This is a genomic window from Candidatus Profftia lariciata, assembly GCF_020541265.1.
Taxonomy (GTDB): Bacteria; Pseudomonadota; Gammaproteobacteria; order Enterobacterales; family Enterobacteriaceae; genus Profftia; species Profftia lariciata.
Map to the genome: position 1 here is coordinate 596,683 of NZ_CP045925.1, position 18,423 is coordinate 615,105.

5 protein-coding genes and 4 tRNA genes are annotated in these 18,423 nt (G+C 18.2%); 3 read left to right on the forward strand and 6 right to left on the reverse strand.

Translation table 11 applies throughout. The features are described 5' to 3' along the window. Positions 1 to 4,870: 4,870 nt before the first annotated feature. Entirely contained in the window at positions 4,871 to 5,695 is an 825-nt protein-coding gene (gene truA / locus GII40_RS01405; RefSeq protein WP_226813623.1) for a tRNA pseudouridine(38-40) synthase TruA, read from the reverse strand. Positions 5,696 to 8,592: 2,897 nt separating this feature from the next. Between truA and GII40_RS01410 the strand changes: the two genes are divergently transcribed. After that, positions 8,593 to 9,768: an FAD-dependent monooxygenase gene (locus GII40_RS01410; RefSeq protein ID WP_226813086.1), complete on the forward strand. Its 1,176-nt coding sequence runs from the start codon at positions 8,593 to 8,595 to the stop codon at positions 9,766 to 9,768. 754 nt (positions 9,769 to 10,522) lie between these two features. Here the strand turns inward: GII40_RS01410 and GII40_RS01415 are convergent. The 4 genes from GII40_RS01415 to GII40_RS01430 all read right to left on the reverse strand — a co-directional run bounded on the left by GII40_RS01415 (position 10,523) and on the right by GII40_RS01430 (position 10,947). Beyond that, a tRNA-Gln gene (locus tag GII40_RS01415) sits at positions 10,523 to 10,595 on the reverse strand. 49 nt (positions 10,596 to 10,644) lie between these two features. Next, positions 10,645 to 10,717: transfer RNA gene (locus GII40_RS01420), tRNA-Gln, on the reverse strand. Positions 10,718 to 10,747: 30 nt separating this feature from the next. Then, positions 10,748 to 10,832 (reverse strand) — tRNA-Leu (locus GII40_RS01425). A gap of 38 nt (positions 10,833 to 10,870) precedes the next feature. Continuing rightward, positions 10,871 to 10,947 (reverse strand) — tRNA-Met (locus GII40_RS01430). Positions 10,948 to 16,381: 5,434 nt separating this feature from the next. On the opposite strand from GII40_RS01430, the gene GII40_RS01435 reads away from it, so the two are divergent. Together GII40_RS01435 and murA are read left to right on the forward strand one after the other, a co-directional pair. After that, entirely contained in the window at positions 16,382 to 16,636 is a 255-nt protein-coding gene (locus GII40_RS01435; RefSeq protein WP_226813087.1) for a BolA family protein, read from the forward strand. A 67-nt stretch (positions 16,637 to 16,703) separates the two neighbouring features. Further along, positions 16,704 to 17,960: a UDP-N-acetylglucosamine 1-carboxyvinyltransferase gene (gene murA / locus GII40_RS01440; RefSeq protein ID WP_226813088.1), complete on the forward strand. Its 1,257-nt coding sequence runs from the start codon at positions 16,704 to 16,706 to the stop codon at positions 17,958 to 17,960. A 289-nt stretch (positions 17,961 to 18,249) separates the two neighbouring features. On the opposite strand, the gene GII40_RS03170 is transcribed toward murA, so the two are convergent. Continuing rightward, on the reverse strand, positions 18,250 to 18,423 hold the full coding sequence (locus tag GII40_RS03170) for a class I SAM-dependent methyltransferase (protein ID WP_420885588.1): 174 nt from the start codon (positions 18,421 to 18,423) through the stop codon (positions 18,250 to 18,252).

Genomic DNA, 18,423 nt, shown 5'->3' on the forward strand with positions numbered 1-18,423 from the left:
AATGATATTATAGTTATCTTAGTTTCATATTTTTATACATTTAAATAGCTACTTTTATTAAAAAAGTTTGTTCAAAAGATTTTATATAATATTATTACTAATAATAATTTGATATATCCTGTATAATTTATTATATATCAGTAAGTTTTTGTAAAAACAGAGTATAAAATATAGTAATATATTTTATATATAATGTATCTTTGATAAAATCACTGTATATTTAGATAATAATTATAATATATTTTATACATATTATTAAATAATGTGAGATTTCTATAATTTCTAGGTTTAAAATATTTTTATTATTTATAGTTGATTATATAGTTATTTCGTACAATTAATAATTAACATAAAATAATTGTGATACACAAGATATTGGTTATTAATAAAAACGAACATCATAAATCATATATCGTCTTTAATGTTATACGAATAACTTATTTCGTACTTATTTAATTTATATATTACGAATAGTTTGTAAGCGTTGTAACAAACACTACTTATTATTTTGATAAGATATAATCTTTATAATATATTATTGCATTACCAGTTTATATATATTAAGCATTTTATTCAATATACTTTTATTACAGTAATTATAATTTTATTAAATATTATATGTTATGATTTTCTATAGTCAAAGATAATATATTAGTATTTTATTTAGGTAATTAATCTTACTAATTTTAAATTCTTTAAAAAGATATTAATTTATTTTATATTAGAATTAAGATTAAATTCATTATACCATTAGTGGTAAGAATTCATATCTTAAAATATTAGAAATATTTTAATAACAAGTATTAATATAAATTATTTTCTTAATATAGCTATAATAAATAATAACATTATTCTTTTATAAAAAAGAGATATATACTGTAAAATACATTTTTCATTTTATAGAAAAAATATTATATAACCAAATATATATCTATTTAATGTTACTAAATAAATAATTTTGTCAATCTAAGTCTATATAATATTTAAAATATTAAGCATTTATTAAATATAAACTAAATGCTACAATGTATTCTATATAAAAACAAACATATTGAATTATACTATACTAAAGTATCATTAATAATCATAATCACATTTACTTGCATAATGGGTTAAAAGTGATTTAATATATATTTATCTAATATACTTAACATTAAGCATTATGATTAATGTTGATTTATTCATATTAGCAATATCTATAAATAAATTATAAATTTTAATACTATAATACATATTAGGTAATAATATATTAATTTGTTAATATTTTTTATATATAAATTATATTAGTTATATTATTAGATATCTTGTTTATATGTAATAGTATTATAAATCCGTATAAGATAATAATCATATTACTTTGAAGTTTGATTAGTAATTTAATATTAATTATTTTAGAGATATCAATAATAATCTTTTCACATGATACTTTGTATTAATTTTTATGTAATAAGTATTTAGATGTATTATTTATTATACTATAATAACTACTAATTAGCTAGTAAATTTTAAAATGCTGCTAAATGATATTACATGATGATTAAGTATAAGATATTAAACATTACTTTTATGAATTAAACTTATCATTGATAAAATATAATTTATAATTAGTATAAAAGTTAATATTGTTTCATATATTATGATATCTTGAGATAGATTATTGCATGAAGTCAATTTACTATTTTGCATGTAAATATATATATTATGTAATATATATCTATATTTAATTATTATATAAGTATCTGCTGTTATTATGAATATCAATATTTTTATTATACTAAATAATATTTAGTATAATAAAAATATTGATATTCATAATAACTTAATAATATATATATTACTATATATATTTTATATTCATATAAATTATTTATTTAATTAATAATTTATATGATAATATAATATATAGTAGTTATTTAGTTAAAATATTATTCGTGAATACATAATATATTATTTAAACTAAACTATTATTGAATTTAGTAATCTAAAAATATATCAATTCTTTAAAAGAATATGTATTTAATATAATATATATAATTATATATTTAAGAGATTTTTTATAAAATATATTTATTAATATATTTATTAATATATTTATTATTTTTAATAAAATTAAAATTATATTTAATATAATTATTTGATATAAAGTTTTTATATTAAATACTTTTAATCTTCAGTATATTGGACTATATATTTACTTAATATTGATTAATAATGATATTTAGTAATCTAAATTTGTTTATTATATATATGGAATAACACTATTTAATTAAAATAAGTATCATTTTATTTATACATAATTATTGTATATTTAGTAAATATTATGTTTTATTTAATAAATAAATATTAATAAAACTAAAATTTAGTACTAATGATTAATTATAATATATTATAAAATATAGTATATTATCTTTTTTAAAAGATACATATAATATTAACATTATTACGTTATAATCTATTTAAGATAAATATTTTTATAAGATATATTCATAAAATAATTGATAGTTTGTATTACTAAGTAATACTAATGTTTTTATTTATATTTTTATTTATAATTGCATTTTTATTAAAAAATACATTAACATGCATTTCTTAATAATTTTATTAATATTCATGATGATGTTAAATTCACAACATCAAAAATATAATCATAACTCATAGTTTTTTAAAAGATAATATCTTCATAAAGTAAAATTTATTTATATAAAAGGGGAATATTATATTCAAGATACTTATTTAGTATCTTCAAAAGATTACTAAAATTACATTATATAAAATATTGACAATAATTATTTATATCTTATTTTTACTTATTTTATTAAATATTTTTTTAATATTTTATTGAATATATTAGATTAGTATAGTTTTTTATTAAAACCTAATAATAATTATTTTTTTATTAAAATAATTTTAAATAAATAATATTGAATTGTAATACTATTCAATAACAATATATTGTTATATAATAGCAATTATTACTTCAATAACATTTTATTAACTAGTAATCAATAAGTATAATATAGTTTAATCACACAGGTTGTTATCAATGTATCTGTACTAACAATATAAATCATTCCATTATTCAATATTTATGCGTTTATGACGTATCTTGAAAAACATTGTATATATTTAATATATAAATAATACTATTAATACTAAACAAATTAATATAATAAACTAATTAATTAACTTAAAAACAATAAAATAATTTTTTTAGTAAAAGATATATGATATAATATTTATTAGACTTAATATCAATTATGAAAGATTATGAAAATAAATTATTATTAATATAATTATTGTAAATATAATATTAGTGCCTATTAAATAATAATATAAAATATATAATGTGTTTAGATTAGGCTAATCAATCAAATTATACTTATTGTATAAAGTAAGTTTATTGTTATTTTTATATACATTTGTTGGCATGTCTTAAGTTATATGACCTAGATTTTTAATAGTTAGTAAAATTAATATTTATATATCTTTACATATCTTTACATATTTTAAGATCTTTAATAGTTTTATTAAAAATTTCTTATATAAAATATTTTTATATTCAATTACTATGTGTTTTTTAATATAAAAATAATTATTAATATAATTACTAATATAAAATAAAACAATAAATAACAATATTATTAATATGCATATCATACTAATTCATTCATAACAGAGTATCATTATTATAATATATACCTAAGAATATTTATTATAATCTATCGTATTGATTTACTATAGTAGATAATATTGTATATTTTCTGTAATTTTATAACCTATATTAATATAAACAATATAATTAATATATTATTATATGATAATATAATAGGTATATCTTAATGATTTAAAATATTTTTATACAGCATTTTATAAAAAAATTTATTTTATACTTATAATAAGTCATGATACTATAACAGCTATAATATTAGTTATTTTAATAAAAAATTTTTTATATTTTATGTTTTATTAACTAGCATCAATATTAATCAAATAACTATTAAGGATGTTATAAATAAACTAAAATAATTATGCATAAATTATATTATCATTTAAAAAATTAATATTTATTATAATATTTTATATATAATACATCATTATATTATAAATTTATGTCTACAAATAATATATATTATTTATAGTTACTTATGTATATGACAATTATTAATATAAATTAATAAATATATAGATATTTGTGAGTTATTTAAAATGACTTAAAATATTTAAAGATATTATGTAGTAAGACTATATTATTTATTTAGTATAATACATATTAATTAAAACTATAATAACTAATATAATGATTCTATGGAACTACTAATGACAATATATACACATAATATTATTATGTATTGTCTTAAAAAATTAATTATTACTAATAAATACTATTTATCTTATAAAGATTTTATTAATTCATTTTTTAGTCATACTATGTATTAACTCTACTTTTCAGTAAGTTGATCATAATATCTTATTTAAGAAATTATACATTTTTATAAATACATAATATCATTAATATTATTATAAAATTAATTAATAAAATTAAATAAAATTTTTCACAACTAATATCTTATTATATAATAATGTACTTATAAAATTATTTTAACATACAAATAAACAATTAATTATAAGATTAATATACACCATATTAAAAATATATATTATATATAAAAATTAATTATTTAAAATAAATTTTATAATATTTAATTAAAATTAATAAATTATATTTTTACTATATAAAATATACTTTAATATTGCTTTAATAAATCTTATCAAGCTATTCTTATAATATTTATATTTTAAAAAATATTTTATTTTTTATAAAAATTATTTTATTGTAAATATTATTATTTATTTAATATTTAATACTTAATTAATCAGCTAAAAATAGTGGACCCATTTTATTTTTTGGTATATTAAAATGCTCAGGATAATCTACTGATACTAAGTATAATCCAGCTGCTTTAGCAGTAGCTGCGGCTAATTTACGATTTTTCTGAGCTAATAATTCAGACATCCATATTTCAGGTTTATTACCACAACCGATCTCCATTAAACTGCCAATAATATTACGAGCCATATGGTGTAAAAAACTATTTGCTTTTATATCTATAATAACATATTCTCCTATGCGAGTTACCTTTAAATGTACTAATTTACGCCATGGAGTACATGATTGACATTGTGATGCACGGAATGTAGTAAAATCATTTTCTCCAAGTAACGATTGCCCTGCTCTTTCAATACAAGCAATATCTAAATGGTTAGAAAAATGTGTTAGTCCGTTATAAAAAATTGCATGACGGCAACAATTATTATAAATAATATAACGATAACGACGAGCTGTTGCGCTAAAACGGGCATGAAAATCTTTTTTAACATATTTCATCCAACTAACTGCAATATTTTTTGGCATATAGGTGTTTACACCCATTATCCATGTACTATCTTTACGTTTAATATTTGTTTTTAAATTTACTACTTGACCGGTTGCATGGACACCTGCATCTGTACGTCCAGCACAACAAACAGTAATCGACTCATTGGCTATTTTACTTAATGCTTCTTCTAAAGATTCCTGTATACTTGGTGCACTTGGCTGACGTTGCCAACCGGAATATTGACTTCCATCATATGTAATACCAAGAGCAATATTATAGACCGAATTATCATATGATATATCAGTAGGATATTCCATTGATATTTTAAACATAATTAGTATTTTTAAATTATAACATGAAAAAGTTAATTAAGTGTATTATATACTAATATAATAATAAGTATATTGATTATTTTTATTTACTAATTGATCTTAATTTAATAAGGTATATTTGATAAATATCAACATACAATAATATTGTATATATTCTTACAATTAAGACTACGTTTTATTTGTTAATAAAAATATAAATATTTGGTATTAATAGATACCTATAAAAAATTAATATATAATAATAAAATTATTTTATTAATTTATCGTATGTACTAAATATAATATATATTTTATCTAAAAATTAATTTTATTATAAATATTTAATAAATATTTATAATCAAAATTATTATTTATAACTTATATTATTAGTACGTTAATTACTACATTAAAATATTAAATATATATATCTTATAATAAGATATGTACTATATCAATATTTTTGTAAAACATCATGAATGTCATGATATAATATATCAAAAGCATTATAATCAAGAAAAATAAATAATAAAATTTTATTAATTGAAATTTAAAAAATTTTAATTTAATCTTATTAAAGATATTATGCATTAAGTATATGTATATATAATAAAAATAAATTTTATATCAGTATTACAAGTGATCTAGAATAACTATAGTAGTCTATTTCAATAGAAGCATATCATCATCTTTATTTCATACTGTTATTAATAATACAATATTATTATTACAATGATACATAGTTAGTATAAACTAGACATTACGCATATATAAAATATAAATATACAAAAATATTTTTTAATAAAATAAAATTATTTCAATATCTATATTTTTTAACTAGTTAATAAAATATTAGCTATCATAAATGAATATTAAAATATTAATTGCTATCGTTTACTAACATAAAAGAAATAATAATACTATTGTGTAAAAAAATTATATGTAAATACTAACAGTACATTAATAAACTGATAAAAGTTATAAATAAAAGATCTAATTTATATTAGATTGCAGTATATTAATAATATATATAAAAAATATGGATAAAGTATGCACTATTAATATAATATTTTACATGCAGATAATAAGTATTATTTGTAATATATTTATATAGTATAATTATTTATTATAATAATTTTATCATAACTAAGTTATTCATCTATAATAAAAGTAATATTAATTTAGTTATTAGCATATGCAAAATTTACAGAGTAATTCTAAAAAATATAATTCTTACCAATTAAATATGTATAAAAAGTATATACAATATAATAATAAATATTATACTCATATATAAAGATATAATTAAATATGCAATTAAGAGCTCAGAATATATAATAAGTATCTTATGGAGTTACTTAATTTATATAGTGTTAGAAACATATAGTGCAATTTTATAAATTAATATAATAATAATATATATTAATATTTTTTTTATTATATTATATTATAATATATATTTTAATATTATTAGAATAATAAACAAATAATTATAGTATATTTTTTACTATTTAATTTACTAAATAAAGATACTAAAAAATATCTTACCTAAATAATACTTATTAAGTACGTATTAACTTTATGTATATTATTATTAATAGTAATATTATAATATTTATTATTTAATACAATATTTTATATTTTATTGAACGTATGTTATATATTTCTATAGTATCATGTACTAAAGATAATTGATAATTAGTTTGAAAAAATGAATATTTTTAGTATTATGTTATAATTTGTATGTATATTTTAAATATTTTTTTAAATGAGATAGCAATATTTTAGTATATATTTAGATTAATTAACATAAGATATAAAAAACTAATAACAAATAATAAGATAATAAAGTTATTGATTAATAATTTATAGTTACATAGAATATTAATACATTATTGCTTATTAAGATATATATTAATAACTCATATATATTAGTTATATCTGAGATACTTTATAAGTATATATTATTAATATATTGTTATTTATTATTATATTTTTATATAAAAATAAAAATATAATTTTATACTTTTTCAAAGTATATAAATTTAATAATTATTATTCAGTAAATTTATATTAATAATAATTATGTTCTATTACAAATAATTTATATTATAAATAATATTCTTATATTTATGCTGAATTATTTCAGATGGTAGATAATTGGACTATATATAAACAATAATTTTACTAAATATTACTATATTTATGTTAATCATTGAAAAATTTTTATAAAAATTGTATTTAATATTGTTATATTTTTAATTTTTTGATAGTAGATTAATATGATGATTTACATCAAAAACATCTTTTTATATAAAAATATATTTATTAACATTATTATAACAATCAAGAACAAATTATACTAATAATAATATAAATTTTAAAAAAATATATTATTAGTATATTATATTGTATAATTAAATTATTTATTATGTTTAATAAAATATAGTTAATAACCTAATAGGTATTAGCATAATAATGCCTTTATAATATTTTGATTATTTTCTCATTATTACTTTGTTGTAATTTATTTATTATATTATCAATGTATTCTGACTTTAAAAACTAATATTAATAAATTAATTATAATACTTATTTTAGGTCTATTTTATTTAAAGAATTTAATATTCATTATTAATATCAATATATAATAAAATATATTTATATTTCTCCAGTATTAATTATTGATCAAGTATGTAATCATACTATAAATGATATTTTTTCATGTTTCATATTTTATAAAACTTCAATAAAATTTTTTTATTTTATGATAGATACCATATATATTGAAATTTACAATAAAATTTCAAAATAATTATATTATTAATCATGTTGATTGATAATTATTTTAATTGAGATTTTAATGAAATATAATATAAGTAAGTTCCTAGAAGGAAAATACAGTTATGACTACGCAAAAAAGTGATGTTGTTGTAATTGGTAGCGGTATGATAGGTTCCGCTGCAGCTTTAGGTTTAGGACAGGCTGGTTTTTCAGTAAGAATAGTAGAAAATTATCGGCCACAAGATTTTGATCCTTTGCGACCTCCACAATTGAGAATTTCAGCTATCAATATTGCTTCAGTAAATCTAATGCAAAATTTAGGAATATGGCAAGATATATTGCGCATGCGTGGTATTCCCTATCGTAGTTTAGAAATTTGGGAATGGGATAAATTTCATTTAATATTTAAAGCTAAAGATTTAGGTATTCCAGAACTTGGTTATATGCTTGAAAACAATATATTACAATTAGCATTTTGGAGTCATTTAGAGCAAATACCTAATATCATGTTTCATGTACCATCTAGATTAGATATGCTAAGACAATCTAGTGATGGATGGATTGTAAGCTTAAATGATGGTAGTCATATAAAAACAAAATTAGTTTTAGGAGCAGATGGAAAAGACTCACAAGTACGAACCTTAGCAGGTATTGGTTTACATGGATGGCAATATCGTCAGTCGTGCATGCTCATTTCTGTTGTAATGCAGAATGATCCGCTAGATATTACTTGGCAACAATTTACACCACATGGTCCTCGTGCTTTTTTACCATTATGGGAGCAATGGGGATTATTAGTTTGGTATGATGATCCAGGTCGTATTCGTCAACTTATGACATTATCGATGAAAGAGTTAACAAAAGAAATTACAAGTACTTTTCCTAAAAGATTAGGTAATGTTCAGGCAATAACTGTGAAATCGTTTTCATTAGAAAGATCTAATGCTAACTGCTATGTGCAGGAAGGATTAGTTTTATTAGGAGATGCAGCACATACTATTCATCCATTAGCAGGTCAAGGAGTTAATTTAGGATATCGTGATGTATCTTGCTTATTAGCTGTCATTATTCAAGCTCGTGAAAAAGGTAAGATTTGGAGTAGCAAAAATATCCTTAAGAATTATCAGAACTTTAGAATTCCTGATAACTTATTAATGCAAGCAGGCATAGATTTATTATATTTTACTTTTCATAATAAGTCAAAATTCTTACAATGTATAAGAAATATGGGTTTAATAGCTACTGAACATTCTATTCAACTAAAAAAATATATACTAAAATATTTATTAGGTTTATAATAGATTAATAATCATTATTCATGATAATAAAATATTTATATACCTCAAATATTAATGAATATTTTATATTAACATTTTAATATATTACAATATAATTGATTATATCATAATTTTTTAAAAAAATTATTTTAATTCAAAATTTTATGTATTTATTAGTGATCATGTTTATTTTTATTAAAAATAATAGACTATAATTATATATAATATAAAAAATTTTTTTTAAGTATGTTAATAAGTATATAAATAGCTTTTTTAAAAAATACTTAATAATTTTTTTAAAATTTTTATTATATAATATTTACGTTGTTTGTAACTTGATAATTTATAGCAATTACAATATTTTCAAAAAAATACATATTCACGATGTTGAAATACACACTATCAAATAGTTAACTTTTTTATATAACAAATATTTTTTTATTAGTAATAATATTGCTTTATAATATTTATTATTGCTATTACACAATATAATAATTACTATATAATAAAAAATTAATTTAAAAATAAAATGATTGTATTTTTTATTTATTATTTATAATTTTTTTGAAAAAAATTAATAACAATTAAATAATCAACTATATTATATATCTAATATATATAATTAATATAATTATACAACATATATGTTATAATGATTTGTTTTAAACAATTTGATATAATATTATATTATTATACTATTTATATATAAAATATTTATTTTACAAATTATAAAAATATAAATTAAATACTAAAATTTATAATAAATTAATTGGTACTGGGGTACCAGGATTCGAACCTGGGAAATGCTGGGATCAAAACCCAGTGCCTTACCGCTTGGCTATACCCCAATTAAATATATAAGTATAACAATATTTTTCAAATTAACTAATAAAATAGCTGGGGTACCAGGATTCGAACCTGGGAAATGCTGGGATCAAAACCCAGTGCCTTACCGCTTGGCTATACCCCAATTAGTTACAATCATTTCATATATAATACATGGTGCGGGAGACGAGATTTGAACTCGTAAACCTTGCGGCGCTAAAACCTAAATCTAGTGCGTCTACCAATTTCGCCACTCCCGCTTATTTTACATTAAAAATATCATAATAAACATAATAAATGGTGGCTACGACGGGATTTGAACCTGTGACCCCATCATTATGAGTGATGTGCTCTAACCAACTGAGCTACGTAGCCCTATATAATTAAAAATTATTAAAAATATTGCAAAAATAATTATGTATCAATGATGAAATTGCATTAATTATATTTTATCATAAAATACAATAAAAGCTTTTACTAGTACAGTATATATTGTATATTAATATTTTTGTATAAAATATTATTCATTAATTTTAATAAATTTTAAATAAAATATTATTTATTTAATAGTTATTCTAAATTAAATTATATTAATTTGATGAAATGTAAATATAATTTTATTTAATATATTACATTATAATTATATCTAAAATATATTATCTTATAATTAAAAAATTATTAATTTAACTAGAATGCTATTAGGACTATTTAAAAAAATAAAATTTATATATGTAAAAATACAAGTTTAATATACATTAATTTTAAGTATTATATTTATGCAGTTTATCATATTAATTATAGTTAGTACTAATATATTCTATATAATAAAATATTACATGCAAAACTATAATTTATACAGAAAATAAATATTTTGTAAAATTATAATATAGACATTATATGTTACTTATTTAAGTATTCCATAATATTTATATTTTAATCATTTTTTATAAAAAATTATTTAGTAAAATTATTAAAAATAAACATATAATATTATTATTTTTAATAATAAATAACCAGTGTTATAGCTTAATTATCATATTTGATTTGTATGTAATGCTACTAATAACATTATAATATACTTTATTTAATAGATAAAGTACATAAATATCTATTAAATAATATTTATTATAAAATAGATTGATAACATATATAATTATAATATTATTTATTTTAATGCAAGAAGATCATATATTAATTATTTTAATCATAGTAACATACTTAATAATAGAATAAAATATTAAAGTATAATTACTTCCTATAATAACATATATACTTAAAAAATTATACAAAATAGTATAATAAGTAAGAACAATATTATCATATCTTTAATTAAGTATATAAAATATATATTTAGTTTATTGAAAAAAAATTATTTTATGATATTATCGATTATAAAATATGAATTGATAGTTAAACATTAAGATATTAATTACATAATATATCTAGAGTTAAACTACATAGTAAATCCAACTAAATCATTCATATCAGATTATGAAAATTATACTTAATTTTAATATCTTTTAATATTATTTAATACATAATGTTTATAAAGAGATAAGAAATAATAATTTTTTATTATTCTATATTAAAATAATTTTTTCAAAAATTCTATTTTTATATTAATATTACTCTTAATATGTATATTATATATGCTTATTATACGAGTTAATAAGTTATTTATTATTTTATATTACTCATACTAATCAGTGGTTATTAGAGAATAACAAGATACTTATAAATCATTTAACATGTATTTTGCTAAACTAAATACAGAAAAAATATCTATAAATATTGCACGATATAAATAACTTTTTTGAATTTAATATATTATATAAAAAGCATAATTATATTTTAGATAAAATAGTATAATGTATCTTTTGACTGATATTTTGAATATATCTATCTAAGTTATAACTTGCTTTGTTATAAAATTTATTCTTTTTGATACTATATAATATTAGCAAGTAAATAAGATTCAAAAAATACATATATAATATATTGTTATAATTACGATTTCTAGAGATTTTATCTTTTAAGTTAATACGTATTGTAATATTAAAAAATTTTTTATTTCAAAAAGTATGTGTGCTTCTATATCGTAAGCAGACAATACTTTATTGGTGCGAGCCATAATTATATAAATCTATAAATTATCAGCTTACTGATAGTTTATTAATTCAATTCTTTGACATTTAATGATTTATAAAATATATATCCATATAATGTTTTATCTATACCTTTAAAGGAAATAAAAATTTTAATGTTCATTTATTTAATTTTACACGTTATTAGATTCCTTTTGAATAGATGTACAAATAAAATAGTCACATCATAGATTTTAATACAATAAATGATATCGTTAATAGCAGCATTTAAACCTTTTGTGCAGCAAAATGTATTTTATAATAAATAATACCTAAATAGGTTGCTACTTTTTGAACTACTTTTAAATCAAGTATATTTTTTAGACTAAGAACAAAATAGTGTAATGGTAATTGCAATTATTTTATTGTATTGATTTGTACTATAAGTTATAATTATTTTATTTAGTAAAATAATCATAATTCATGAATAAAAAATCACTAGATAATAATATTACATAAGGTGCTTCAGACATTAAATAATTTTGTACAAAAATTTCTTAAGTTTCTTTTAATTGCGTTTAATAAGTTATATTATATTTTATATAATTTAATATAAATTAATTAAATTAACAATTTTTATAAATGTAATAATCTATGCTTTATAGATAATTCCTTGGAGAGCATTTTTAATTATAGGGTAAATAGATATCAATTCTTTTATTTCATATATAACATAAAAATTACAGTATTCTTCTTAACTGATATATAATAATATTATTTGAAAATAATCACAACTTATTAGATAGTTGTTTATTTATATCATATTAAAATAAAAACAAATATTCTATTTAAATTATCTAAAAATATAGGTTATTCTCCTAAAAATAGTGCTAAAATTACTTCATAGTCCGAAGCAATTTGAAATTTATAATGACCTTTTAAGAGATTGCATAATTTTTTGATGATTATGTATCTCGCTATTTACTGTTAATACTTGGGTATGATCAAAATTATATACAAGTTTATCGCCATTTTAGTAATATATTGTAAATAAAAATTCATGTATGAGAATAGCATGATCATAAGCATAAATACCAGACGAATCAGGATTACGGTGACACATTAAGTGTAATGATTAAATTACTTTTTTTATGTAGTTAAATGGGATCTGTTTTTACAATCAAGAATATTCAACATAAATACATATATTGCTTTTAGATTATATGATTTAGTTATAATCTTATTATTATTTAGGTAATAAAATTATTGATATATTTTTTTATGAAGACATAATAATGTATATTATTATTTTTATAATATACAGAAAAAATATTTATTTGTTTTTATGAAATTAATAATTACATAAATATATTAATTAATATAGATTATTAAATTACTAGAATTTATTATTCTTTTAAATATATAATATGTAAATAAAATAATAATATAACAATTTACATAAAATTTTATTTATCTAAATAATGAATCTTATTATTTGTTGTAATATAATTATATGAAATTTTTTAATAAGATATTTGTATTCATTATAAATATAATATCAAATATTATTTATTAATTATAATGCATATTAATTTATTTTAAATATTCATAAATATTATGTAATAATATGATTATTACGAATAAATATTGAAAGAATAATATAAATATTATAATGTATTATTTGTAATAATAAATTATATTAATAATAATTTATATCTATATTAAATATTATGTTTAAGTAGTGTTTAAATATATTATCTTTGATAGATATCATACAAAATAGTATTTTGTTTTATTGTTCAAGAAATAAATAATTTAATGTAATTATAAATAATATTTACTCAAAATTATTATATTATATGAAAGATAATAATATTTTATTTATGTATAAAAATATTTAATCTTATTAAGATACTATTTTTAGTACATTATATTAATGTTTGACTAAATTATTAATTAATAGCAATAACAAAATTATTTATTATCACTACTATACTCTATTGTATCTATGATAGTAATTTTGACACTTGAGCTACAGTAATAACATACTTATCAAGTTAAATAATAATAAAATTACTTGTATGTGTAGTGTGATTTTTACTTTATTAAAAGTATTTTAATAAATTATAATATTATATATTGAGACAAATATAATAATAAAAACTATAGTAAAATAACATCAATTAATTGAATGCATTATAATGAGTATTTTTATTACACTTATGAATATAAAAATCATAATTTAACAAACAATAATAATCACATAAATCTATTTTTATAGATTTTATCTCTAATATTAAAAAAATAATATTTTAAATAAGTATAATTAAATTAATTAATTTTTTCTTAAGAAATTAATATTTATTTTAAATATATTATATAGTAATTAGTAGTTTACCTAAAACAGTGTATCTAATAATTATTAGATCATCAGTGTAATAATCATTTAATGATGCCATGATACTTCTTTAATTTAAGATGATACATTATATTTAATATATTTTGAAATAAGTTATAATAAAAGTAATATAATAAAAATTATATAATAATTTTTTATATCGAAATATTTAATTATAAAAACTATATAATATATAAATGAAATAATATTTATATAAATATTACCTGACAAATACATTGCTTAGATATTACATGTTAATAAAAATTTTAAATTCTGATTATAACTTTATTAGATTAATTGATATGACTATACGTAGCTATTCTTAATAATCTATATAATTAATTTTTAATTAATATGATATACTATCTTAGTATAATAATCTTTATTGTTTATAAGTTTATATAATATGGCAAATGTCAGTAATATACTAATAAATCTCTTAAATAATAAAAAATAATATTAATTATAATATATATAACCTCGTTAAAAATAAGATTCTTATCTTTATAATCAATATTATAAAAGATTATTTTGCTAAATAATTAATTTATAAGATTAACTTAATAAATTATTTATTTAACTACAAGTACCATGACATATAAATTAACAAAAAAATATCTTAAAATAAAATTTATAAAATTAAAAAATATATAATATAATAATATTTAATTTATATTAACGTATATTATTATATACAGGTAGTACAATAAAATACAAAATATTTTTATATACTAAATATTTTACAAAAATTAATTATACTGTAATAATAATATATATCTTCTTATAGAAGATAGGATAATTTATTCCAGTACACTTAGCTTTATAAAAATTTTAATCGTAACAAATAAAATATTCAAGTTCTCTTTAAATTATTTATTATTTAATAATAATATACTATCTTTACGTAAAGATAGTTATAATATTGTAATATTGATAATGTTTCTTAAATCTATATACTATTTTGTACGACAAATTTTTATAAGTAATTATTTATTATTAATAATGATATTAGTGATATTAAAAATAATGTACAGAATATTTTTTACATATAAGTATTTAATTTATAATCAATAATATCAATGAGTTTAGTATAATAATCTATTGTTTATATGATTTGCTTGAATTTAGATATTAATGGTTTTCTAGTTTAGAAATAAATATTTTTATACATTGTATATATAATGGTAATGACATTATACTCATTACTATAATATTAATGATTGTGTTTTTATTTCATAAATATTTTATAAGTTTTTCATAAAATATTTATAGTCAAACACGTTAAAATACTTCGCTTATTTTTGTACTAACAATAATTGAGTTATTCATGACTAACAATGAAATTAAAGATATATTGATGCATGCATTATTTTTGCAAGAAGTCTATGTCACCCTTCAAAGTAACCATGTTCATATAATTGCTATTGATAAGAGATTTTTTGGGATAAGCCCCGTAAAACAACAACAGATAATTTATGCTCCTTTAATGCAATACATTGCAGATAAGAGCATTCATGCGTTATCAATAAAAGTCTTTACACCTCAAGAATGGCAAACTTATTGCAAACTTAATAAATTGTAATTTTATGTTAACTATAATAAATTGTGTGCAATAATAGTTACTTTAAATTATTATTTAGATAAATATCATGAATAAATTTCGTGTGCAAGGTCCAACTCGTCTAATAGGAGAAGTTACTAGTGCTGGAGCAAAAAATGCAGCCTTACCAATTATGTTTGCTACGTTATTAGCTGAAGATCCAGTACAAATTAATAATGTACCACAGTTAAAAGATATTGATACGACAATAAAATTATTAACTTATTTAGGTGTGCAAATTAAACGCAATACCTCAATCCATATTAATTCTAGCAATATTAATAAATTTTGTGCACCTTATGAATTAGTAAAAACTATGCGTGCTTCTATATGGGCTCTTGGTCCGTTAGTAGCACGTTTTGGTTATGGTCAAGTTTCTCTTCCTGGTGGATGTGCAATAGGAGCTCGTCCTGTTAACTTACATATTACCGCTCTAGCAAAATTAGGTGCTAATATTAAGATGGAAAAAGGTTACGTAAAAGCTTCTGTTAAGGGACGTTTAAGAGGTGCACATATCTTAATGAATAAAGTTAGTGTAGGTGCTACTATTACTGCAATTATGGCAGCTGCAATAGCAAAAGGTATTACTGTAATTGAAAATGCTGCTCGAGAACCGGAAATTGTTGATACTGTTAATTTTTTAAATACTATAGGTGCTAAAATATATGGTGCTGGTACTCATCGTATAAGTATTGAAGGCGTGAATAATTTAAGTGGTGGAGTGTATAAAGTATTGTCAGATCGCATTGAAACGGGTACTTTTCTTATTGCAGCAGCTGTAACGCGAGGTAAAATTCTTTGCCGTAATACCTGTCCAAATAATTTAGATATAGTTCTTACAAAATTACATGAAGCTGGCGCTGATATTACAGTTGGTATAGATTGGATATCTCTAGATATGCATAATACACGACCAAAAGCAGTGACCGTAAATACCGCTCCTCATCCTGGTTTTCCAACTGACATGCAGGCACAGTTCAGTCTATTAAATATAGTAAGCAAAGGTACTGGGATGATTACTGAGAATATTTTTGAAAATCGTTTTATGCATATCCCAGAAATGATTCGCATGGGAGCTCAAGCTAAAATAGCAGGTAATACTGTGACCTGCTATGGTGTTGAAAAACTCTCTGGTACACAAGTTATGGCAACTGATTTGCGTGCTTCGGCAAGTTTAGTAATTGCTGGTTGTATAGCTGAAGGAACTACAATTATTGATCGTATTTATCATATTGACCGTGGCTACGATCATATTGAACAAAAATTAAGCGCATTAGGAGCTAATATTGAGCGTGTTACAGATTAATTTCACTAAAAAAATTTATCTCATAAAATATAATATATAGTAATTAAATTTATCTTATTCGATATATATAATCATTAAACTGTGGATAATCAAAAAAAAATTAATTATATTACCTTTAATGATCTAACTTGTAGATACTGTACTAACTTAGTACTAATAAAGTATTTGAAATTTTTTTAATGTTATTAAAATATATGATTTATTACTTATTATTTATATCCATAATCTTAAAATTAAGATAATTTACCTTGAACTAAAGGAATACATTTAATAGTTTAAATATATTGATTCAAAAATTATTACTATAACGTTGCATATAACACAAATTTTGAGTTTTATTAGATCCTCTAACAGGAATTACTACATGTATACCATCAGTTAATTGTTTTGATAACGATGCTGGAATCTCACTAGGTACTGTAGTAACAATGATAGCATCAAATACCACGCTCAAGCCGCCCAA

Excerpts from the sequence above, each read along its gene's own strand:
- truA (WP_226813623.1), bottom strand. The coding sequence starts at position 5,695 with ATGGAATATCCTACTGATATATCATATGATAATTCGGTCTATAATATT.
- GII40_RS01410 (WP_226813086.1), top strand. The coding sequence starts at position 8,593 with ATGACTACGCAAAAAAGTGATGTTGTTGTAATTGGTAGCGGTATGATA.
- GII40_RS01435 (WP_226813087.1), top strand. The coding sequence starts at position 16,382 with ATGACTAACAATGAAATTAAAGATATATTGATGCATGCATTATTTTTG.
- murA (WP_226813088.1), top strand. The coding sequence starts at position 16,704 with ATGAATAAATTTCGTGTGCAAGGTCCAACTCGTCTAATAGGAGAAGTT.